This window comes from Pseudomonas sp. A6 (assembly GCF_052367875.1).
Classification (GTDB): domain Bacteria; phylum Pseudomonadota; class Gammaproteobacteria; order Pseudomonadales; family Pseudomonadaceae; genus Pseudomonas; species Pseudomonas citronellolis.
This window is the reverse complement of the sequence record NZ_CP198970.1, coordinates 554,827-574,646: the sequence shown is the minus strand read 5'-3', so window position 1 is coordinate 574,646 and position 19,820 is coordinate 554,827. Positions and strand designations below refer to the sequence as shown.

Annotated in this window: 21 protein-coding genes; 11 read left to right on the top strand and 10 right to left on the bottom strand. The window is 66.9% G+C overall.

The window, feature by feature from the left end:
• Positions 1–24 precede the first annotated feature (24 nt).
• The 5 genes from ACTWJ5_RS02595 to pilG form a co-directional block, all read right to left on the bottom strand.
• Positions 25–882: a protein-glutamate O-methyltransferase gene (locus tag ACTWJ5_RS02595; RefSeq protein WP_074986431.1), complete on the bottom strand. Its 858-nt coding sequence runs from the start codon at positions 880–882 to the stop codon at positions 25–27.
• A gap of 59 nt (positions 883–941) precedes the next feature.
• Positions 942–2,990, bottom strand: a complete 2,049-nt coding sequence (locus ACTWJ5_RS02590) for a methyl-accepting chemotaxis protein (RefSeq protein WP_444437406.1) — start codon at positions 2,988–2,990, stop codon at positions 942–944.
• An 83-nt stretch (positions 2,991–3,073) separates the two neighbouring features.
• Positions 3,074–3,610 (bottom strand): chemotaxis protein CheW, encoded by a 537-nt coding sequence (locus ACTWJ5_RS02585; RefSeq protein ID WP_009615258.1) that lies wholly within the window; start codon positions 3,608–3,610, stop codon positions 3,074–3,076.
• Positions 3,611–3,655: 45 nt separating this feature from the next.
• The gene (gene pilH / locus ACTWJ5_RS02580; protein ID WP_009615257.1) at positions 3,656–4,021 is read right to left on the bottom strand and encodes a twitching motility response regulator PilH; all 366 of its coding nucleotides are present in this window, start codon (positions 4,019–4,021) and stop codon (positions 3,656–3,658) included.
• Positions 4,022–4,066: 45 nt separating this feature from the next.
• Entirely contained in the window at positions 4,067–4,474 is a 408-nt protein-coding gene (gene pilG / locus ACTWJ5_RS02575; protein ID WP_009615249.1) for a twitching motility response regulator PilG, read from the bottom strand.
• Between the two features lie 248 nt (positions 4,475–4,722).
• Between pilG and gshB the strand changes: the two genes are divergently transcribed.
• From gshB to ACTWJ5_RS02540, 7 genes are all read left to right on the top strand, one after another.
• The gene (gshB, locus tag ACTWJ5_RS02570) at positions 4,723–5,694 is read left to right on the top strand and encodes a glutathione synthase (protein WP_444437405.1); all 972 of its coding nucleotides are present in this window, start codon (positions 4,723–4,725) and stop codon (positions 5,692–5,694) included.
• Positions 5,695–5,778: 84 nt separating this feature from the next.
• Positions 5,779–6,672, top strand: coding sequence for an energy transducer TonB (locus tag ACTWJ5_RS02565; RefSeq protein ID WP_253408015.1), 894 nt, complete (start codon positions 5,779–5,781; stop codon positions 6,670–6,672).
• A 49-nt stretch (positions 6,673–6,721) separates the two neighbouring features.
• Positions 6,722–7,288, top strand: a complete 567-nt coding sequence (locus ACTWJ5_RS02560) for a YqgE/AlgH family protein (RefSeq protein WP_444437404.1) — start codon at positions 6,722–6,724, stop codon at positions 7,286–7,288.
• Positions 7,288–7,716 carry a Holliday junction resolvase RuvX gene (gene ruvX, locus ACTWJ5_RS02555; RefSeq protein WP_074986425.1) on the top strand — a complete coding sequence of 143 codons (429 nt, stop codon included), beginning with the start codon at positions 7,288–7,290 and terminating at the stop codon, positions 7,714–7,716. Before ACTWJ5_RS02560 ends, ruvX begins: the two co-directional genes overlap by 1 nt.
• 120 nt (positions 7,717–7,836) lie before the next feature.
• The gene (pyrR, locus tag ACTWJ5_RS02550) at positions 7,837–8,346 is read left to right on the top strand and encodes a bifunctional pyr operon transcriptional regulator/uracil phosphoribosyltransferase PyrR (protein ID WP_009615244.1); all 510 of its coding nucleotides are present in this window, start codon (positions 7,837–7,839) and stop codon (positions 8,344–8,346) included.
• Positions 8,347–8,384: 38 nt separating this feature from the next.
• Positions 8,385–9,389, top strand: coding sequence for an aspartate carbamoyltransferase catalytic subunit (locus tag ACTWJ5_RS02545; protein WP_061560518.1), 1,005 nt, complete (start codon positions 8,385–8,387; stop codon positions 9,387–9,389).
• Entirely contained in the window at positions 9,386–10,657 is a 1,272-nt protein-coding gene (locus ACTWJ5_RS02540) for a dihydroorotase (RefSeq protein ID WP_043269493.1), read from the top strand. The genes ACTWJ5_RS02545 and ACTWJ5_RS02540 overlap by 4 nt, the downstream gene beginning before the upstream one ends.
• A 405-nt stretch (positions 10,658–11,062) precedes the next feature.
• On the opposite strand, the gene ACTWJ5_RS02535 is transcribed toward ACTWJ5_RS02540, so the two are convergent.
• The 5 genes from ACTWJ5_RS02535 to pilT form a co-directional block, all read right to left on the bottom strand.
• Entirely contained in the window at positions 11,063–12,235 is a 1,173-nt protein-coding gene (locus ACTWJ5_RS02535) for a cystathionine gamma-synthase (protein WP_444437403.1), read from the bottom strand.
• Positions 12,232–13,605, bottom strand: a complete 1,374-nt coding sequence (locus tag ACTWJ5_RS02530) for a pyridoxal-phosphate dependent enzyme (RefSeq protein ID WP_253391848.1) — start codon at positions 13,603–13,605, stop codon at positions 12,232–12,234. Before ACTWJ5_RS02530 ends, ACTWJ5_RS02535 begins: the two co-directional genes overlap by 4 nt.
• Before the next feature lie 143 nt (positions 13,606–13,748).
• Complete coding sequence (locus tag ACTWJ5_RS02525) at positions 13,749–14,153, bottom strand: NINE protein (RefSeq protein WP_074986418.1); 405 nt, start codon at positions 14,151–14,153, stop codon at positions 13,749–13,751.
• A 781-nt stretch (positions 14,154–14,934) separates the two neighbouring features.
• Positions 14,935–16,080, bottom strand: a complete 1,146-nt coding sequence (gene pilU, locus ACTWJ5_RS02520) for a type IV pilus ATPase PilU (RefSeq protein ID WP_074977840.1) — start codon at positions 16,078–16,080, stop codon at positions 14,935–14,937.
• 104 nt (positions 16,081–16,184) lie between these two features.
• Complete coding sequence (gene pilT / locus ACTWJ5_RS02515; RefSeq protein WP_009615237.1) at positions 16,185–17,219, bottom strand: type IV pilus twitching motility protein PilT; 1,035 nt, start codon at positions 17,217–17,219, stop codon at positions 16,185–16,187.
• Positions 17,220–17,292: 73 nt separating this feature from the next.
• Here pilT and ACTWJ5_RS02510 point away from each other — a divergent pair, with 73 nt between their 5' ends.
• The 4 genes from ACTWJ5_RS02510 to ACTWJ5_RS02495 are packed head-to-tail and all read left to right on the top strand — an operon-like array spanning position 17,293 to position 19,717.
• Positions 17,293–17,982, top strand: coding sequence for a YggS family pyridoxal phosphate-dependent enzyme (locus ACTWJ5_RS02510; RefSeq protein WP_444437402.1), 690 nt, complete (start codon positions 17,293–17,295; stop codon positions 17,980–17,982).
• Between the two features lie 16 nt (positions 17,983–17,998).
• The gene (proC, locus tag ACTWJ5_RS02505; protein ID WP_256513974.1) at positions 17,999–18,817 is read left to right on the top strand and encodes a pyrroline-5-carboxylate reductase; all 819 of its coding nucleotides are present in this window, start codon (positions 17,999–18,001) and stop codon (positions 18,815–18,817) included.
• Positions 18,818–18,827: 10 nt separating this feature from the next.
• Positions 18,828–19,421 (top strand): YggT family protein, encoded by a 594-nt coding sequence (locus ACTWJ5_RS02500; RefSeq protein WP_009615234.1) that lies wholly within the window; start codon positions 18,828–18,830, stop codon positions 19,419–19,421.
• Positions 19,421–19,717 (top strand): DUF167 domain-containing protein, encoded by a 297-nt coding sequence (locus tag ACTWJ5_RS02495; protein ID WP_249918056.1) that lies wholly within the window; start codon positions 19,421–19,423, stop codon positions 19,715–19,717. Before ACTWJ5_RS02500 ends, ACTWJ5_RS02495 begins: the two co-directional genes overlap by 1 nt.
• Positions 19,718–19,820: the final 103 nt, after the last annotated feature.

Sequence of the window (19,820 nt, the reverse complement as noted above, 5' to 3'; positions counted from 1 at the left end):
AGCCACTCCACTCATGTGTCTGTGTCATCCCTTCCGGGTAAAGGCCAGAACCCGCTCGTCGGCCACCGGCACCAGGTCCGGGTGCTGCCATTCGGCAACCTCGCCAACGCCTATCACCAGCAGCCCACCCGGCGCCAGGCGCTCGGCCAGGCGGTTGAGGATGTCCCGGCGCCGCCAGCGGCGGAAGTAGATCAACAGGTTCTGACAGAAGATCACGTCCAGGCCGGACATGGGCGCCTGCCCCAGGTCCAGCACGTTCAATCGCGTACAGCACACCCGCTCGGCCAGCTCGGGTCGAACCCGGTAGCGGCCGTCGGCCTCTTCCCGGAAATAGCGTTGCCGCAGTTCGTCCTCGACATCCGCCAGCTTGCGCGCCGGGTACAGCGCCTCGCGGGCCTTGCCCAGGGCGCTGAGGCTAATATCGGTGCCGCTCACCCCGTACAGCGACGGCAGTTCCAGCTCGCGCAGCGCCTCGGCGACCACCATGGCCAGCGAGTACGGCTCCTCGCCGCTGGAACAGCCCACGCTCCACAGCGCCAGCGGCCGCCCCAGCGCCGGCAGGCGCTCGCGGACGTAGCCGGCGAGCAGCTCGAAGGACGGAAGGTGGCGGAAGAAGCGGGTTTCCTGGACGGTCAGGCGGTCCAGCAGGTTCGACCACTCCACCGCGCCCCGCGGGCCGTCGGTGACCTGGCGGTAGTAGCTGGCGTAGTCGCCGATGCCCAGTTCGCGCATGCGCGCGCCCAGGCTGGTCTGCAGGAAGGTCCGGCGCTGTTCGTTGACTACAACGCCGGTGCGTTCTTCCAGCAGAGCCTGCCAGTCGCGGAACTCCGCCGCCGACATGTCGGCCAACGGCTGCAACGACCAGACGCCAGTTGCCTGCATGTCGCGCCTCTCGCTCAAGACTGTCGTGCGCGGTGCCCTTCAGCCCCGCGCACCTCCGCTCAGGCCTGTTCTGCCAGGTCCGGCAGTTTGAAGCCGGATACCGAGTTGCGCATCTCGCTCGCCATCTTCGCCAGGTTGCCGATGCTGCGCGCAGTGGCGGTGGTACCGGCGGAAGTCTGCGAGGTGATCTCCTGGATCACGTTCATGGTGTTGGAAATGTGGCCGGCGGACGACGCCTGCTGACGGGCGGCGTTGGAGATGTTCTGGATCAGCGCCGCCAGGGTCTTGGATACCTTCTCGATCTCTTCCAGGGCCACACCGGCGTCCTGCGCCAGGCGGGCACCGCGGACCACTTCGGAGGTGGTCTGCTCCATGGAGATCACCGCTTCGTTGGTGTCGGTCTGAATGGTCTTCACCAGCGCCTCGATCTGCTTGGTCGCGGCGGAGGAACGTTCCGCCAGGCGCTGTACCTCGTCCGCCACCACGGCGAAGCCGCGGCCCGCGTCACCGGCCATGGACGCCTGGATCGCGGCGTTCAGGGCGAGGATGTTGGTCTGGTCGGCGATGTCGTTGATCAGGCTGACGATGTCGCCGATCTCCTGGGACGACTCACCCAGGCGCTTGATCCGCTTGGAGGTGTCCTGGATCTGTTCGCGGATGTTGTCCATGCCGGTGATGGTGTTGTGCACCACCTCGTTGCCCTTGTTGGCGATGGCCACGGAACGTTCCGCCACCGCGGAGGATTCGCTGGCGTTCGCCGATACCTGGTCGATGGACACGGCCATTTCGTTGATCGCCGCGGAGGCGCCGGCGATTTCCTGGGCCTGGTGCTCGGAGGCCTCGGCCAGGTGCATCGCCGTGGCCTGGGTTTCCTGGGCGGCGGCGGCCACCTGCACGGCGGTGAGGTTGATGGTTTCCACCAGCTCTCGGAGCTGGTCGATGGAGTAGTTGATGGAGTCCGCGATGGCGCCGGTGAAGTCCTCGGTCACGGTCGCGGCCACGGTCAGGTCACCGTCGGCGAGGTCGGCGATCTCGTCGAGCAGCCGCAGGATCGCCGCCTGGTTGCGTTCGTTCTTCTCGGCGGTTTCGGCCAGCCGGCGGTTGGTCTCGCGGACCATCACCAGGCCGATGAGGATGATCGAGCCAAGGGCGAGGATGCCCAGCGCGACGCTCGCCACCTGGTTCAGGTGCCGGCCGCCGGCCAGGTTCTCGAAGCCGTCGGCCAGCTTGGAGGCCTTGTCCAGCAGGGTCTGCGAGCTGCTGAAGATGGTGTTGGCGGACTCGCGGACCTGGAACAGTTCCGGCGAGGTCTCGAGGATCTCGTCCACCGAGCCGGAAACGAACTCGAACAGCTCGGAAACCTCGTTGAGGCGATCGACGGCCTCGGCGTTGGTCACCTTGGAGATGCTCATCGCCGCGTTGCCTTCCTTCATGCCCTTGAGCACGCGGCCGAACAGGCTGGCGTCGCGGCCGAAGCTGTCGGCGGCCTGCACCGAGTTCTCGTCGCCGGCGAGCACCTTGTTCACCGAGCCGAGGATACGTTCGGCAAGCAGCGACTGGCGCTGGGCCACGGCGACCTGGTCGGCCGGCGCGCCGCTTTCCAGAAGGATGTCCACCACTTCCTCGTAGGTCACCTGCAGCTGCGGGATGGTCTCGGCGAGGGTCGCGGCCACCTGGTGCAGCGAGAGCACGGTCTGCTCGCTGGCGAGGATGGAGTCGGTGTTCTTGCGCAGCAGGTCCCAGTCCTTCTGCACGTCGGCCATCGGCACCTGGACGTCGGCCGGGCTCGGCGGCAGGCCGGTGCTCTCGTCACCCTTGAGCAGCACGTTCCAGCGCTTCTCGAAGTCGTTGCGGGCGTCCTTCAGCGACTTGAACGCCTCGCTCTTGCCCGCCGCCGCTTCGGTGGCGTTCTTGGCGATCCGCTGCGACAGCACGCGCAGTTCGCCGGCGTGGCCGATGTACTGCTTGTCGTGGTTCGACTGGGTGTTGAGGTAGGCGAAGTTGGCGAACAGCAGCACGATCGAGACGATCAGGACGATGAACAGCCCCGCGATCAGTGAACTGCTGCGCGCTCCCGCAAAGAGATTGCCTGTCTTGATTTTCTTCATATACGGCCCCCGCCTGGACCCACCACGATTTCGGTTTCCATGTCACGACACGGGCCGGAAGTTCCCGACCCAACCGGTTTCAACTAGCTGGCGACGTCGAGGAAGCCCGGGTGCTGCGCCAGGGCATGCGGGCTGAATACCAGCCAGGGCTGCTCTCGATGGAATACGCCATGAACAAAGGGTTGCAGCGCCGCCTCCAGGGGTGGCAACTGCTCGCTGAAGGCATCCACCGGGAAGTGCTGCATGCCCAGGACCTCATCGACGATGAGCCCGGCGAACACCTCCCCGTGTTCCACCACCAGCACGCGGCGCTGCTTGCGCAACGGCGACAGCTCCGCGCCGAGAAATCCGCACAGGTCCATGATCGGCAGCAGCCGACCGCGGACGTTGGCCACGCCCCGGACCCACTCGCGCACGCCGGGCAACAGGGTGTAGCGCGGCTCGTGGAGCACTTCGCCGACCTCCCCCATGGGCGCCACGAACAGGCGGCCGGCCATACGGAAGCCGATGCCGTTCCAGCTCTGCACGACCTCGCGCTGCGCCGGCAGGCCGGCAGCCAGGCGACGGCAGCGCTGGTCGATCTCGACGAGAAGCTGGAAGGGACTCTGGACTTCAGACATGCCGGCCCTGGCCTTTTCTAATAGTTATTCGGGCCCCGCCCGGCATCAGCCGGCGAGTACCGCATTGATGGTCTTGAGCAGCGTTTCTTCGTCGACCGGCTTGGTCAGGTAGTCGCGAGCGCCCTGACGCTTGCCCCAGACCTTGTCGGTCTCCTGGTCCTTGGTGGTGACGATGATGACCGGGATGGCGCTGGTCTCCGGGTCCTTGGACAGCTGCCGGGTGGCCTGGAAGCCGTTCAGCCCGGGCATGACGATGTCCATCAGGACCACGTCCGGCTTCTCCTGCCGGGCCAGGGCGACGCCGTCGGCGCCGTTCTCGGCCTTGAGCACCTGGTGCGAATGCTTCTCCAGCATCGCGGTCAGCTTGTACATCTCGGTCGGAGAGTCATCAACAATGAGGATTCGAGCCATTGGGGTCCCCCAGGAAAAGGCATCACCGGCACGCAGGGCCGGACATCAGGAAGCTTGCTCCACCGGGGTGAAGTCGGGCACGTGGGTCTTGATGGCGCCGAGCAGCTCTTCCTTGCTGAAAGGCTTGGTGAGGTACTGATCGGAACCGACGATGCGACCCTTGGCCTTGTCGAACAGGCCGTCCTTGGAGGACAGCATGATCACCGGGGTGGATTTGAAGGCGCTGTTGTTCTTGATCAGGGCGCAGGTCTGATAGCCGTCGAGGCGCGGCATCATGATGTCGACGAAGATGATGTTCGGATGGGTGTCGGCGATCTTCGCCAGCGCGTCGAAGCCATCGATGGCCGTGATGACATCGCAGCCGACTTTCTTGAGCAAGGTTTCGGCGGTACGACGGATCGTCTTGGAATCGTCGATGACCATGACCTTCAAACCATCGGAATGCTGTTCCATGTTCGCCCTTTTACCATCTCGGTGAATCGTTACTGTCTTATATTCAGTGCGCTGACGCCCTGCCACCGTTCGGGCTGCGACCCAATCGTCGGAGTCTTTTAGCACACTCTCCCGCATCCATCCATAACACCCCGGATGCGCTGGCTTTTTCCTTGACCGGGCACATATCCGGCGCCACCCTGAGCATCCTTTTCCGCCCTTTTCGGCGCGGTTTGTCGCCGCACCAGCCCCTTTCGGAGGACTTCCCCATGAGCGTACGCCTGGGCATCGTGATGGACCCCATCGCCAGCATCAACTTCAAGAAGGACAGCTCCCTGGCGATGCTGCTGGCGGCCCAGGCACGTGGCTGGTCGCTCTTCTACATGGAACAACAGGATCTTTACCAGAAAGCGAACGCCGCACGGGCCAAGATCCGCCCCCTGAAGGTCTTCAACGACGCCGAACGCTGGTACGAGCTGGACCAGGAGATCGACCTGCCGCTCGCCGAGCTGGACGTGATCCTGATGCGCAAGGACCCGCCCTTCAACAACGAGTACATCTATTCCACCTACCTGCTGGAACAGGCCGAGCGCGCCGGCACCCTGGTGGTGAACCGCCCGCAGAGCCTGCGCGACTGCAACGAGAAGTTCTTCGCCACGCTGTTCCCGCAGTGCACGCCGCCGACACTGGTCACACGGCGCGCCGACATTCTGCGCGAGTTCGCCGCCGAACATCGTGACATCATTCTCAAACCCCTCGAAGGCATGGGCGGCACCATGATCTTCCGCCACCGCGAGGGCGACCCGAACCTCTCGGTGATCCTCGAGACCCTGACCCTGCACGGCCACCAGCAGATCATGGCACAACGCTACATCCCGGAGATCAAGGATGGCGACAAGCGTATCCTGATGATCGACGGCGAACCGGTGGAGTACTGCCTGGCACGCATCCCGGCGCAGGGCGAGACGCGCGGCAACCTCGCCGCCGGCGGCCGCGGCGTGGCCCAGCCGCTGACCGAGCGCGACCGCTGGATCGCCCAGCAGGTCGGCCCGCAGCTGCGCGAGCGCGGCCTGCTGTTCGTCGGCCTGGACGTGATCGGCGACTACCTCACCGAGATCAACGTCACCAGCCCGACCTGCATCCGCGAGATCGACAAGGCCTACGACACCCGCATCGGCGAGCGCCTGATGGACGCCATCGAGGGCAAGCTCAAGGCCCGCGCGGCGGCGGCGCAAGTTTGACGCAGCCGACAACTTGACGCTTGCCGCTTGCAGGCGGCGGCCGGGGAAAGCAGACTTCGCCCACCCCGGCCAACCCTATATGCAATGAACGCTGCAACCTCCCCCCAAGCCTTCCCGTCCTCCGGCGTCCGCCCGGCGGACCGCCTGGGCTTCACCCTGTTCGTGGCGGCGGTGCTGCATGTGGCGCTGATCCTCGGCGTGGGCTTCTCCATGCCCCACCCGAGCCAGCTGAGCAAGACGCTGGAAATCACCCTGGCCACCTTCAAGAGCGAGAAGAAGCCGGAGAAGGCTGACTACCTGGCGCAGATGAACCAGGAAGGCAGCGGCACCCTCGAGCACAAGGCCATCCCCAAGACCACCGAGCAGGCGCCGTTCCAGGACAGCGAGGCGAAGAAGGTCGCCCCGCCGCCGACGCCGAAGCAGGCCAAGGAGGCGGAATCGCCCAAGACCGCCGTGGCCACCAAGGCGCCGAAGCCGCAGAAGGTCCAGGCCAAGCCGCAGAAGCCCAAGGCCGAGCAGGTCGCCCAGCCGGCGCCGCAGTTCGACTCCAGCCAGCTGTCGGCGGAAATCTCCAGCCTCGAGGCGGACCTGGCCAAGGAGCGCCAGGCCTACGCCAAGCGCCCGCGCATCCACCGCCTGACCGCCGCCTCGACCATGCGCGACAAGGGCGCCTGGTACAAGGAGGAGTGGCGCAAGAAGATCGAGCGCATCGGCAACCTCAACTACCCCGACGAGGCCCGCCGCCAGCGCATCTACGGCAGCCTGCGGATGCTGGTGTCGATCAACCGCGACGGCTCGCTGTACGAGGTGCAGGTGCTGGAGTCCTCCGGGCAGCCGCTGCTCGACCAGGCCGCCCAGCGCATCGTCCGCCTCGCCGCGCCCTTCGCCCCGTTCAGCGGCGACCTGGCGGACATCGACCGCCTGGAAATCATCCGCACCTGGCGCTTCGAGCGCGGCGACCGCCTGTCGAGTCGATAGCCCCTCCGGGCGGCTTGCAGGCCGCGCGTCCAAGCCTGAAACTAGCGCCATGAACACAGCGCCCACCTACCTCAAGCACCATTTCCTGATCGCCATGCCGCACATGGCCGATCCCCATTTCGCCCAGACCCTGACCTACCTGGTCGAGCACAACGAGCAGGGCGCCATGGGCCTGGTGATCAACCGCCCCAGCGGCCTGAACCTCAGCGACGTGCTCGAACAGCTGCGCCCCGAGCCCCTGCCGCCGGCGCGCTGCCAGGGCATCACCGTCTATAGCGGCGGCCCGGTGCAGACCGACCGCGGCTTCGTCCTGCACCCGGCCGGGCAACTGTTCCAGGCCACCCTGGAGCTGGGCGAGCTGAACCTTTCCACGTCCCAGGACGTGCTCTTCGCCATCGCCGACGGCAGCGGCCCCGCGCAGAGCGTCATCGCCCTCGGCTACGCCGGCTGGGAAGCCGGACAGCTGGAGGCCGAGCTGGCCGACAACGCCTGGCTGACCTGCCCGGCGGACCTGGAAGTGCTCTTCGACGTGCCCGCCGAGCAGCGCTTGGCCGCCGCTGCGCAGCGCCTGGGGATCAACCTCAGCCTGCTCACCGCCCAGGCCGGGCACGCCTGATGGCCGCGCCGCGCCTGCTGCTGGGCTTCGACTACGGCACCAAGCAGATCGGCGTCGCCGTCGGCCAGGCGGTCACCGGCCAGGCCCGCGAACTCTGCGTGCTCAAGGCGCAGAACGGCGTGCCGGACTGGAACCGCGTCGAGGCGCTGATCAAGGAATGGCAGCCGGACGCCATCGTCGTCGGCCTGCCGCTGAACATGGACGGCACGCCCAGCGAGATGAGCGAGCGCGCCGAGAAGTTCGCCCGCCGCCTGCACGGCCGCTACAACCTGCCGGTGCACACCCACGACGAGCGCCTGACCACCTACGCCGCCAAGGGCGAGCGCCTGGCCCAGGGCCAGCGCGACGGCTACCGCGAACGCCCGGTGGATGCCCTGGCCGCGGCCCTGCTGCTCGAGGGCTGGCTGGAGGCCCACGGCGGCGCTTGACCTGCGGCAGTGCCGGCCGCGGCACACGCGCTAATCTTGAGCGGGTACCCGCCGCACACGGGCGCCCGAGGAATCCACGGCGGCCCAGCCTGGACCGCCACGAGTCATCCAGGAGATGTCATGAACCTGCCCAGTCCCGCCGAACTCCTGCCGCGCATGGCCACCGACCTGCGCAACCACCTCGCCGAGCGCGGCATAGACACGCCGCGCTTCGTCGGCATCCACACCGGCGGCATCTGGGTTGCCCAGGCCCTGCTCAAGGAACTGCACAGCGAGGAGATCCTCGGCATCCTCGACGTCTCCTTCTACCGCGACGACTTCACCCGCAGCGGCTTGCACCCGCAGGTCCGTCCGTCGGAACTGCCGTTCGAGATCGACGGCCAGCACCTGGTCCTGGTCGACGACGTGCTGATGAGCGGCCGCACCATCCGCGCTGCGCTCAACGAGCTGTTCGACTACGGCCGCCCGGCCAGCGTGACCCTGGTCTGCCTGCTGGACCTGAACGCCCGGGAATTGCCGATCCGTCCCGACGTGGTCGGTCAGACCCTGTCGCTGGCCCCCAATGAAAGGGTAAAATTGCGCGGTCCCGCACCACTCGTCCTCGAGCGCACCCTTATCAGCGCGCTCTGAACGCGCGCGCCACCTCTCCACATTTCAGGGCCTGCCCCATGCCGACAGACGCCAAGCGCCCGCTGCAGCTCAACGACCAGGGCCAGCTGCGCCACTTCCTCTCGCTCGACGGATTGCCCCGCGAGCTGCTGACCGAAATCCTCGACACCGCCGACTCCTTCCTCGAAGTCGGCGCGCGCGCGGTGAAGAAGGTCCCGCTGCTGCGCGGCAAGACCGTGTGCAACGTGTTCTTCGAGAACTCCACGCGCACCCGCACCACCTTCGAACTGGCCGCCCAGCGCCTGTCCGCCGACGTCATCACGCTGAACGTGTCGACCTCCTCGACCAGCAAGGGCGAGACCCTCACCGACACCCTGCGCAACCTCGAGGCCATGGCCGCCGACATGTTCGTCGTGCGCCACAGCGACTCGGGCGCGGCGCACTTCATCGCCGAGCACGTCAGCCCCAGAGTGGCGGTGATCAACGGCGGTGACGGCCGCCACGGGCACCCGACCCAGGGCATGCTCGACATGCTCACCATCCGCCGCCACAAGGGCAGCTTCGAGAACCTCTCGGTGGCCATCGTCGGCGACGTCCTGCACTCGCGGGTGGCGCGCTCGAACATGCTGGCGCTGAAGATCCTCGGCTGCCCGGACATCCGCGTCATCGCCCCGCGCACCCTGCTGCCGATCGGCCTGGAGGAGGTCTACGGGGTGAAGGTGTTCACCGACGCCAACGAAGGCCTCAAGGACGTCGACGTGGTCATCATGCTGCGCCTGCAGCGCGAGCGCATGCAGGGCGGCCTGCTGCCCAGCGAAGGCGAGTTCTTCAAGCTCTACGGCCTGACCCAGAAGCGCCTGAAGCTGGCCAAGCCGGACGCCATCGTCATGCACCCGGGGCCGATCAACCGCGGCGTGGAGATCGAATCCGCGGTGGCCGACGGCGAGCAGTCGGTGATCCTCAACCAGGTGACCTACGGGATCGCCATCCGCATGGCCGTGCTGTCCATGGCCATGAGCGGGCAGAACGCCCAACGCCAGCTGGAACAGGAGGACGCGCAATGACCGTCAGCATTCACGGCGCCCGCGTCATCGACCCGGCCAGCGGCCTGGACCAGGTCTGCGACGTCCATATAGAAGCCGGCAGGATCATCGCCCTGGGCCAGGCCCCGGCCGATTTCCACGCCGCCCAGGAGCTGGACGCCGCCGGGCTGATCGCCGCGCCCGGCCTGGTGGACCTGAATGTGGCCCTGCGCGAGCCGGGCTACAGCCGCAAGGGCAACATCGAGAGCGAAACCCGCGCCGCCAGCGCCGGCGGCGTCACCAGCCTGTGCTGCCCGCCGCAGACCAAGCCGGTGCTGGACACCCCGGCGGTGGCCGAACTGATCCTCGACCGCGCCCGCGAGGCCGGCAATGCCAAGGTCTTCCCCATAGGCGCGCTGACCCGCGGCCTGGCCGGCGAGCAGTTGTCCGAGCTGGCCGCCCTGCGCGACGCCGGCTGCGTGGCCTTCAGCAACGGCCTGGCGCCGCTGGCCAGCAACCGCGTGCTGCTGCGCTCGCTGGAGTACGCGGCGACCTTCGACCTGACGGTGATCTTCACCTCCCAGGATGCCGAACTGGCCCAGGGCGGCCTGGCCCACGACGGCCCCACCGCCAGCTTCCGCGGCCTGGCCGGCATCCCCGAGAGCGCCGAGACCGTGGCCCTGGCCCGCAACCTGCTGCTGGTGGAGCAGAGCGGCGTGCGCGCGCACTTCAGCCAGCTGACCAGCGCCCGCGGCGTGGAGATGATCGCCCAGGCCCAGGCCCGCGGCCTGCCGGTGACCGCCGACGTGGCGCTGTACCAGCTGATCCTCACCGACGAGGCCCTGGCCGACTTCTCCAGCCTCTACCACGTGCAGCCGCCGCTGCGCTCGCGCAAGGACCGCGACGCCCTGCGCGAGGCGGTGAAGAGCGGCGTGATACAAGCCATCGCCAGCCACCACCAGCCCCACGAAGCGGACGCCAAGAACGCCCCCTTCGCCGACACCGAGCCGGGCATCAGCAGCGTCGAACTGCTGCTGCCGCTGGCCATGACCCTGGTACAGGACGGCCTGCTCGACCTGCCGACCCTGCTGGCGCGCCTGACCACCGGCCCGGCCGCCGCGCTGCGCCTGCCGGCTGGCCGCATAGCGGTGGGCGAGGCGGCAGACCTGGTGCTGTTCGAGGCCGAGGGCCAGACCCTGGCCGGCGAGACCTGGTACTCCCGCGGGCAGAACAGCCCGTTCATGGGCCACTGCCTGCCGGGCGCGGTGCGCTGCACGTTGGTGGATGGGCATATCGTGCATGCCATCTGAGTTGCCCAGGCATGAAGAAAAGCCCGCCATCTGGCGGGCTTTTTCTTTTCCTGTAGGAGCGAGCTTGCTCGCGAAGGGGGCTTGCTCGCGAAGGGGGCTTGCTCGCGAAGGGGGCTTGCTCGCGAAGGGGGCTTGCCGGGAGCTTTCGGGGCTGGGCTTTAGAGCGCCCTCTCCCTAACCCTCTCCCTGAAGGGAGAGGGGACCGTTGGGCAGAGTTGGATGTGCTGGCGTCAGCCGGCTGTCTCGGCGGTTTCCAGTTGAAACCATTCCTCCTCTCGGCACGGACAAGCCCCCTCTCCCTTCAGGGAGAGGGCTGGGGAGAGGGAACGGAGGTAACCTCATGCACAGCATCGCCGGGAGGCACCGTTCGCGAGCAAGCTCGCTCCTACAAAAAAGCCCCCGCCCCTAGATAGTCGCCAACGCCTGCGCCAAATCCGCACGCAGATCCTCGACATCCTCCACCCCCACCGACAACCGTACCAGCGCATCGCCTATCCCCAGCTCGGCCCGGGTAGCCGGCGGAATGGTGGCATGGGTCATGATCGCCGGATGCTCGATCAGGCTCTCCACCCCGCCCAGGCTCTCGGCCAGGGCGAAGATGCGCACGTTCTCCAGGAAGCGCTTCGAGCCGGCCAGGTCAGTAGCCAGGTCCATCGAGATCATCCCGCCGAAGCCGTTCATCTGCCGCTTGGCCAGCTCGTGCTGCGGGTGCGAGGGCAGGCCCGGGTAGTGCACCCGCGACACCTGTGGCTGGCGCTCCAGCCACTGGGCCAGCTCCAGGGCGTTGGCGCAGTGCCGTTCCATGCGCAGGGCCAGGGTTTTCACTCCGCGCAGGGTGAGAAAGGCATCGAAGGGGCCGGCGATGGCGCCCACGGCGTTCTGCAGGAAGCCCAGGCGCTCGGCCAGTTCCGGGTTGTCGCCGACCACGGCGATGCCGCCGATGACGTCGGAGTGGCCGTTCAGGTATTTGGTCGTCGAGTGCACCACCACGTCGAAGCCCAGTTCCAGCGGGCGCTGGATGCGCGGGCTGGCGAAGGTGTTGTCGGCCACGCAGAGAATGCCGCGGCTGCGGCACAGGCGGGCGATGGCCTCGAGGTCGGCCAGGCGCAGCAGCGGGTTGCTCGGCGTCTCGATCCACACCATGCGCGTCTCGGGGCGCAGCGCGGCTTCGATGGCGCCGATGTCGGTGAGGTCGACGAAGCTGAATTCGTGCCCGGCGCTGCGCCGGCGCACGCGCTCGAACAGGCGGAAGGTGCCGCCGTAGATGTCGTTCCCGGACACGATGTGCGAACCGGCATCGAGCAACTCCAGGGTGGCCGAGATGGCTGCCAGCCCGGAGGCGAAGGCGAAGGCCTTGCTGCCGCCCTCCAGGTCCGCCACGCAGCGCTCCAGGGCCCAGCGCGTGGGGTTGTGCGAGCGCCCGTAGTCCAGGCCCTTGTGCACCCCGGGGCTGTCCTGCAGGTAGGTGGAGTTGGCGTAGATCGGCGGCATCAGCGCGCCGGTGGAGGGGTCGGGCGCCTGGCCGGCGTGGATGACCCGCGTGGCGAAACCACGGGGGGCCTTGGAATCCTGGCTCATGGGAGCGTTCTCCGGAGGTGGTTGAGCAAGTCGAAACGGGTGATCAGGCCATGGAAGCCCGAGGCGTCGGCGATGATGGCGACCAGGCCGCGGTCCAGCTCGGCCTGCAGTTCGGCCAGACTGGCGTCCGGGGCCAGGGTTTCCAGGCGGGTGGTCATGGCGCTGGCCACCGGCTGGCGGAAGTGGCTGGCGTCGGCGTGCACGCCCAGCAGGATGTCGGATTCGTCGATGACCCCGGCCAGCCTGCCGTTGGCCAGCACCGGCAGCTGCGAGACGTCGGCCAGGCGCATGCGCTGGAAGGCGGTGAGCAGGGTGTCGTCCGGCCCCACGCTGATCACCCGGCCCTCCTCGAAGCGCCGCGCGATGATGTCGCGCAGGTCGCCGTAGCGCTTGCGCTGCAGCAGGCCCTGGTCGGTCATCCACTGGTCGTTGTAGACCTTGGACAGGTAGCGCGTGCCGGTGTCGCAGACGAAGCTGAGTACGCGCTTGGGCTGCGTCTGCTCGCGGCAGTAGCGCAAGGCGGCGGCCAGCAGGGTGCCGGTGGAGGAACCGCCGGGAATGCCCTCGGCGCGCAGCAGTTCGCGGGCGTGGGCGAAGCTTTCCTCGTCGCTGATGGAATAGGCGTGGCGCACGCTGGAAAGGTCGGCGATGGAGGGGATGAAGTCCTCGCCTATGCCTTCCACCGCCCAGGAACCGACCTCGCCCAGGGTGCCGTCGCGCACGTAGCCGGCCATCACCGAGCCCACCGGGTCGGCCAGGACCATCTCCAGGTTCGGCTGCACCTGGCGGAAGAAGCGCGTCAGCCCGGTGAGGGTGCCGGCCGAGCCGACGCCAACGACGATGGCATCCAGGTCGTGGCCGGTCTGCTGCCAGATTTCCGGGGCGGTGCTGGTTTCGTGGGCCAGGGGGTTGGCCGGATTGTTGAACTGGTCGGCGAAGAAGGCCCCGGGAATTTCCGCGGCCAGGCGCGCGGCCACGTCCTGGTAGTACTCCGGGTGGCCCTTGCCGACGTCGGAGCGGGTGATGTGCACCTCGGCGCCCATGGCCTTGAGGTGCAGGACCTTCTCGCTGGACATCTTGTCCGGTACCACCAGCACTACCCGGTAGCCTTTGGCGCGGCCCACCAGGGCCAGGCCCAGGCCGGTGTTGCCGGCGGTGGCCTCGACTATGGTCCCGCCGGGCTGCAGGCGGCCGTCGCGCTCGGCGGTCTCGATCATGGCCACGCCGATGCGGTCCTTGATCGAGCCGCCGGGGTTCTGCGATTCCAGCTTGAGGAACAGGGTGCAGGGGCCGGTATCGAAGCGGCTGACCTGCACCAGCGGCGTGTTGCCGATCAGGTCGAGTACGGCAGGACGAAGTTCGTTGCTCATGGCATCCACTCCTTGTCGGCGCCGCGGGGATCGCCCGGCGGCGCGCCTTTATGGTCTTCCTGACCATAGGCCGGCGACGCGCCCGTCGCCATGCCGGCTGACGAAAAAGCCCGCCGGTGGGCGGGCTTTCTGGCAAGGAACGCTTACAGCCGCTGCGGGCCGTTGCGCTCGGAAACCTGGGCGTTGAGCGTCCAGAAGTCGTAGAGCACGCCGATGAAGAACAGGCCGCCGGTGAACAGGTAGAGGATGCCGGTCAGCCACTTGCCCATGTACATGCGGTGCACGCCAAACACGCCGAGGAAAGTAAGCAGTATCCAGGCCACGTTGTAGTCCAGGGCGCCGCTGCGGTAGCGCAGGTCGGCCTCGTCGTCCATCGAGGGGATCAGGAACAGGTCGATGATCCAGCCGATGAAGAACAGCCCGAGGGTGAAGAACCAGATGGTCCCGCTGACCGGCTTGCCATAGTAGAAGCGGTGCGAACCGGTAAAGCCGAAGATCCACAGCAGGTAGCCGATGACCTTGCTGTGGGTGTCGGGGGTATTGGGCATGGAGCGCTCCTTGGCGGGGATTCCTGGATTCGACCGGCGCGGTCGCGGCGGGTTTGTCACCACTGTAAGAAAAGTTGTGGGGAATACAAAGCCGCGGACGGCAAAAGCCCATCCGAGAACGTAATACTGTTCATTCAAGCGATGCGGTGGGTCGGCGAAGGTGCCCAGGGCTGGCTCCGCTCCCTCACCCCAGCCCTCTCCCGGAGGGAGAGGGGGCTGTTCGGAGCCAACGGCGAGTCCAGAGTCATCCTGATACCCCTATCTACCCTCGTCATTCCCGCGAACGCGGGAACCCAGTGACTGCGGGGTTCGCGAGCAAGCTCGCTCCTACGAAAAGCAAAAGCAAAAGCGCGTTTACTCTTGGACTTCCAGAGAAACATCCGAGCGCACCGAAACGCCCCTTCAGAAGGCCGAGCGAAACCCGCGCTCAGGAGGTCATGCGACATGGATGTCGCGAGAGCCCCGTGGGCTACAGGGACGTACCCTCGGGGCGGGCCTCCGTGGCGGGGGAGTTCGTGAGGGTAGCCCGGCTCCATCAGGCCCGTATGTTGGGGCAAGCCTTTTTGGTTCCTTTTGTGGCGTTTGACAAAAGGGACTCGCCCGAGGGGGCGAAACAAAAAATCTCCGCAGACTCGGAGCGGCGCGCTACACCGAACCCAACCCAAAAGTCTCTGGGTTCCCGCGTTCGCGGGAATGACGGAGGTGGGAGGACAGTGCCTGACCTACAAGCCGCTCAGAACAGCCCCCCTCGCCTTCCGGGAGAAAGCTAGGGGGGAGCGGCTCAGCGGAAACGACGGTTCGGATCGTCGTCGCTCAGCTCCAGGGTCAGCCCCTGAGTCATGCTCGACAGGTGATCGGCATCGGTCTCCGACCCAAGCTTGATCATCAACCGCAGATCGTTGGCCGAATCAGCATAGGCCAGCGCATCCTCATAGGTGATCTCCCCCTGGGAATAAAGCTGATACAGCGCCTGGTCGAAGGTCTGCATACCCTGCTCGGTAGAGCGCTTCATCAGCGGCTTCAGCTCATGCACCTCACCCTTGCGGATCAGGTCAGCGGCCAGCGGGGTATTCAGCAGCACCTCGATCACCGCGCGGCGGCCCTTGCCATCCGGGGTCGGCACCAACTGCTGGGCGACGATGGCCTTGAGGTTCAGCGACAGGTCCATCCAGATCTGCTGGTGCCGGTCGGCCGGGAAGAAGTGGATGATCCGCTCCAGCGCCTGGTTGGCGTTGTTGGCGTGCAGGGTGGCCAGGCACAGGTGGCCGGTCTCGGCGAAGGCCACGGCATGCTCCATGGTCTCGCGCGAGCGCACCTCGCCGATCATGATCACGTCCGGCGCCTGGCGCAGGGTGTTCTTCAGCGCCACCTCGAAGGTGTCGGTGTCCAGCCCCACCTCGCGCTGGGTGACGATGCAGCCCTGGTGCTGGTGGATGTACTCGATCGGGTCCTCGATGGAGATGATGTGCCCGGTGGAGTTCTTGTTGCGGTAGCCGATCATCGCCGCCAGCGAAGTAGACTTGCCGGTGCCGGTGGCGCCGACGAAGATCACCAGCCCACGCTTGGTCATGGCCAGTTTCTTGAGGATCTCCGGCAGCTTGAGGTCCTCGATGGTCGGGATGTTGGTCTCGATGCGGCGCAGCACCATGCCCACCAGGTTGCGCTGGTAGAAGGCGCTGACGCGGAAACGGCCGATGCCGCGGGCGCTGATGGCGAAGTTGCACTCGTGGTGCTCGGCGAAATCGCGGCGCTGCTGCTCGTTCATCACCGCCAGCACCGTCTCGCGGGTCTGCTCGGGCGACAGCGGGGTCTTGGTCACCGGCAGCACCTTGCCGTTTACCTTCATCGACGGGGGCACGCCGGCGGTGACGAAGAGGTCCGAGGCGCCCTTCTCCACCATCAGCCGCAGAAGCTTCTCGAATTCCATGATCGATCCAACCTGATTCGTTCACGCACTGTGCGATTCGACTGTCATCCAGGCCGCCCGTGCGTGTGCCGTGCCGCCTGGCCGGGCACCAGGCCCGGGGAGAATCAGAAGTTTTCCGGGATCTTCGCCTTTTCCTTGGCCGCGTCGCGGGTCACCAGGCCCTTGGCGACCAGGCCCTTGAGGCACATGTCGAGGGTCTGCATGCCCAGCGCGCCGCCGGTCTGGATGGCCGAGTACATCTGCGCCACCTTGTCCTCGCGGATCAGGTTGCGGATCGCCGGGGTGCCGATCATGATCTCGTGGGCCGCCACCCGGCCGCCGCCGATCTTCTTCAGCAGGGTCTGGGAGATCACCGCCTGCAGCGATTCGGAGAGCATGGAACGGACCATGGCCTTCTCCTCGGCGGGGAACACGTCGACGATACGGTCGATGGTCTTGGCCGCGGAGGTGGTGTGCAGGGTGCCGAACACCAGGTGGCCGGTTTCCGCGGCGGTCAGCGCCAGGCGGATGGTCTCCAGGTCGCGCATCTCGCCGACCAGGATGATGTCCGGGTCCTCACGCAGGGCCGAGCGCAGCGCCTCGTTGAAGCCAAGGGTGTCGCGGTGCACCTCGCGCTGGTTGACCAGGCACTTCTTCGATTCGTGGACGAATTCGATCGGGTCTTCGACGGTGAGGATGTGGCTGTACTTGGTGTTGTTCAGGTAGTCGAGCATCGCCGCAAGCGAGGTGGACTTGCCCGAACCGGTCGGCCCGGTCACCAGCACCAGCCCGCGCGGCACGTCGGAAACCCGCTTGAACACTTCGCCCATGCCCAGGTCCTCCATGGTCAGCACCTTGGAGGGAATGGTCCGGAACACGGCGCCGGCGCCGCGGTTCTGGTTGAAGGCGTTGACGCGGAAACGCGCCACGCCCGGCACTTCGAAGGAGAAGTCGGTTTCCAGGAATTCCTCGAAATCCTTGCGCTGCTTGTCGTTCATGATGTCGTAGATCAGCGCGTGCACCTGCTTGTGCTCCAGCGGCGGCAGGTTGATGCGGCGCACGTCGCCGTCGACGCGGATCATCGGCGGCAGGCCGGCCGAGAGGTGCAGGTCCGAAGCGCCTTGCTTGGCGCTGAAGGCGAGCAACTCGGTAATATCCATGGGACTCCCCAATCCAATGCAAGCAGGTAGAATGCCGCTGAACTTGCAGCAGCCGGGCCTCAGAGCGCAGGTAATGTCCACGATAGCAGAGAATATTGCAAAGGTTCGCGAGCGTATCCGTGAGGCGGAGCAAGCTTGCGGGCGGGCTTCGGGCAGCGTTGTGCTGCTGGCGGTGAGCAAGACCAAGCCCGCCGCCGACATCCGCGAAGCCCATGCCGCCGGCCTCGACGATTTCGGCGAGAACTACCTGCAGGAAGCCCTCGGCAAGCAGGTGGAACTGGCCGACCTGGCGCTCACCTGGCATTTCATCGGCCCCATCCAGTCGAACAAGACCCGGCCCATCGCCGAGCACTTCCACTGGGTGCACTCGGTGGACCGCCTGAAGGTCGCCGAGCGCCTGTCCGCGCAGCGTCCTGCCGACCTGCCGCCACTCAACGTCTGCCTGCAGGTGAACGTCAGCGGCGAGGACAGCAAGTCCGGCTGTGCGCCCGAGGAGCTGCCGGCCCTGGCCCGCGCCGTGGCCGCCCTGCCCAACCTGAAGCTGCGCGGGCTGATGGCCATCCCCGAACCCACCGAGGACGTCGCCGCCCAGCGCGCCGCCTTCGCCCGCCTGCGCGAACTCCTGACTGCCCTGAACCTCGGCCTGGACACCCTGTCCATGGGCATGAGCCACGACCTCGAAGCCGCCATCGCCGAAGGCGCCACCTGGGTGCGCATCGGCACCGCGCTGTTCGGCGCGCGCGACTACGGTCCCCATTCTTGATCAAGGAACACAACCCATGAGCAGCACCCGCATCGCTTTCATCGGCGCCGGCAACATGGCCGCCAGCCTGATCGGTGGCCTGCGCGCCCAGGGCGTGCCCGCCAGCCACATCCGCGCCAGCGACCCGGGCGCCGAACAGCGCGCGAAGATCGCCGCCGAGCACGGCATCGAGGTGTTCGAGGACAACGCCAGCGCCATCGCCGGCGCCGACGTGGTGGTCCTGGCGGTCAAGCCGCAGGTCATGAAGCAGGTCTGCGAGCCCCTGGCCGCGCTGCTCGAACCGGGCCAGCTGATCGTCTCCATCGCCGCCGGCATTCCCTGCGCCAGCCTGTCGCGCTGGCTGGGCACCGAGCTGCTGGTACGCTGCATGCCCAACACCCCGGCGCTGCTGGGCGAAGGCGCCAGCGGCCTATACGCCACCGCCCAGGTCAGCCCGGCCCAGCGCCAGCAGGCCGAACAGCTGCTGGGCGCCGTGGGCATCGCCCTGTGGCTGGACGAAGAGAAGCAGATCGACGCCGTCACCGCCGTCTCCGGCAGCGGCCCGGCCTACTTCTTCCTGCTGATGGAAGCCATGACCGCCGCCGGCGAGAAGCTCGGCCTGAGCCCCGAGGTCGCCGCCCGCCTGACCCTCCAGACCGCCCTGGGCGCCGCGCGTATGGCGGTGGCCAGCGACGTCGGCCCGGCCGAGCTGCGCCGCCGCGTGACCTCGCCCAAGGGCACCACCGAAGCCGCCATCACCTCCTTCCAGGCGAATGGATTCGAAGCACTGGTCGAGCGCGCCCTGGCCGCCGCCGACCACCGTTCCGCCGAACTGGCCGAACAACTGGGGCAATGAGGAGCCTTACATGACCGGACTTTCCACCGCTGCCATCTATGTCATCCAGACCCTCGGCAGCCTCTACCTGCTGATCGTCCTGCTGCGCTTCATCCTGCAGCTGGTGCGCGCCGACTTCTACAACCCGCTGAGCCAGTTCATCGTGCGCGCCACCAAGCCGCTGCTGAACCCGCTGCGCCGGGTGATCCCCGGCTTCGGCGGCATCGACCTGGCGTCCCTGGTGCTGGCCATCCTGGTCCAGCTGGTGCTGATGATCGTCACCCTGACGCTGATGGGCTACGGCGTCGGCGGCTACGTCCTGCAACTGCTGGTGTGGTCGGTGATCGCCGTGACCTCGCTGTTCCTCAAGGTGTTCTTCTTCGCCCTGATCATCAGCGTGATCCTTTCCTGGGTCGCCCCGGGCAGCTACAACCCCGGCGCGCAGCTGGTGAATCAGATTTGCGAGCCGCTGCTGGCGCCCTTCCGCAAGCTGCTGCCGAACCTCGGCGGGCTGGACATCTCGCCAATCTTCGCCTTCATCGCGCTGAAGCTGCTCGACATGCTGGTGATCGGCAACCTGGCGGCCATGACCGGCATGCCGCAGATCCTGAGCCCGTTCATGTAATGAGCTTCTACCGCTGGGACGGCGAGGACCTGATCCTCGATTGCCACCTGCAGCCCAAGGCGAGCCGCGACGAGTTCGCCGGGCTGCACGGCGAGCGCCTGAAGATCCGCCTCACCGCCCCGCCGGTGGAAGGCAAGGCCAACGCCCACCTGCTGGCGTTCCTCGGCAAGGCCTTCGGCGTGCCGAAAAGTGCGGTAATACTCGAGAGCGGCGAGCTGAACCGCCAGAAACGCGTGCGCATCCCCCGGCCGACACGGCTGCCGGCCGAGCTGGGGATAACCGCTCGGTCGCCTTGACCGACCTTACATATAGGAATGTGATGAAGGCCAATTGACGCCACCTCGCCGCGCTTCATAATCCAGGCATTCATCTCTCGCGCAGGAAGCGCAAGCCATAGGA

Excerpts from the sequence above, each read along its gene's own strand:
- ACTWJ5_RS02595 (WP_074986431.1), bottom strand. The coding sequence starts at position 882 with ATGCAGGCAACTGGCGTCTGGTCGTTGCAGCCGTTGGCCGACATGTCG.
- ACTWJ5_RS02590 (WP_444437406.1), bottom strand. The coding sequence starts at position 2,990 with ATGAAGAAAATCAAGACAGGCAATCTCTTTGCGGGAGCGCGCAGCAGT.
- ACTWJ5_RS02585 (WP_009615258.1), bottom strand. The coding sequence starts at position 3,610 with ATGTCTGAAGTCCAGAGTCCCTTCCAGCTTCTCGTCGAGATCGACCAG.
- pilH (WP_009615257.1), bottom strand. The coding sequence starts at position 4,021 with ATGGCTCGAATCCTCATTGTTGATGACTCTCCGACCGAGATGTACAAG.
- pilG (WP_009615249.1), bottom strand. The coding sequence starts at position 4,474 with ATGGAACAGCATTCCGATGGTTTGAAGGTCATGGTCATCGACGATTCC.
- gshB (WP_444437405.1), top strand. The coding sequence starts at position 4,723 with ATGAGCGTACGCCTGGGCATCGTGATGGACCCCATCGCCAGCATCAAC.
- ACTWJ5_RS02565 (WP_253408015.1), top strand. The coding sequence starts at position 5,779 with ATGAACGCTGCAACCTCCCCCCAAGCCTTCCCGTCCTCCGGCGTCCGC.
- ACTWJ5_RS02560 (WP_444437404.1), top strand. The coding sequence starts at position 6,722 with ATGAACACAGCGCCCACCTACCTCAAGCACCATTTCCTGATCGCCATG.
- ruvX (WP_074986425.1), top strand. The coding sequence starts at position 7,288 with ATGGCCGCGCCGCGCCTGCTGCTGGGCTTCGACTACGGCACCAAGCAG.
- pyrR (WP_009615244.1), top strand. The coding sequence starts at position 7,837 with ATGAACCTGCCCAGTCCCGCCGAACTCCTGCCGCGCATGGCCACCGAC.
- ACTWJ5_RS02545 (WP_061560518.1), top strand. The coding sequence starts at position 8,385 with ATGCCGACAGACGCCAAGCGCCCGCTGCAGCTCAACGACCAGGGCCAG.
- ACTWJ5_RS02540 (WP_043269493.1), top strand. The coding sequence starts at position 9,386 with ATGACCGTCAGCATTCACGGCGCCCGCGTCATCGACCCGGCCAGCGGC.
- ACTWJ5_RS02535 (WP_444437403.1), bottom strand. The coding sequence starts at position 12,235 with ATGAGCCAGGATTCCAAGGCCCCCCGTGGTTTCGCCACGCGGGTCATC.
- ACTWJ5_RS02530 (WP_253391848.1), bottom strand. The coding sequence starts at position 13,605 with ATGAGCAACGAACTTCGTCCTGCCGTACTCGACCTGATCGGCAACACG.
- ACTWJ5_RS02525 (WP_074986418.1), bottom strand. The coding sequence starts at position 14,153 with ATGCCCAATACCCCCGACACCCACAGCAAGGTCATCGGCTACCTGCTG.
- pilU (WP_074977840.1), bottom strand. The coding sequence starts at position 16,080 with ATGGAATTCGAGAAGCTTCTGCGGCTGATGGTGGAGAAGGGCGCCTCG.
- pilT (WP_009615237.1), bottom strand. The coding sequence starts at position 17,219 with ATGGATATTACCGAGTTGCTCGCCTTCAGCGCCAAGCAAGGCGCTTCG.
- ACTWJ5_RS02510 (WP_444437402.1), top strand. The coding sequence starts at position 17,293 with ATGTCCACGATAGCAGAGAATATTGCAAAGGTTCGCGAGCGTATCCGT.
- proC (WP_256513974.1), top strand. The coding sequence starts at position 17,999 with ATGAGCAGCACCCGCATCGCTTTCATCGGCGCCGGCAACATGGCCGCC.
- ACTWJ5_RS02500 (WP_009615234.1), top strand. The coding sequence starts at position 18,828 with ATGACCGGACTTTCCACCGCTGCCATCTATGTCATCCAGACCCTCGGC.
- ACTWJ5_RS02495 (WP_249918056.1), top strand. The coding sequence starts at position 19,421 with ATGAGCTTCTACCGCTGGGACGGCGAGGACCTGATCCTCGATTGCCAC.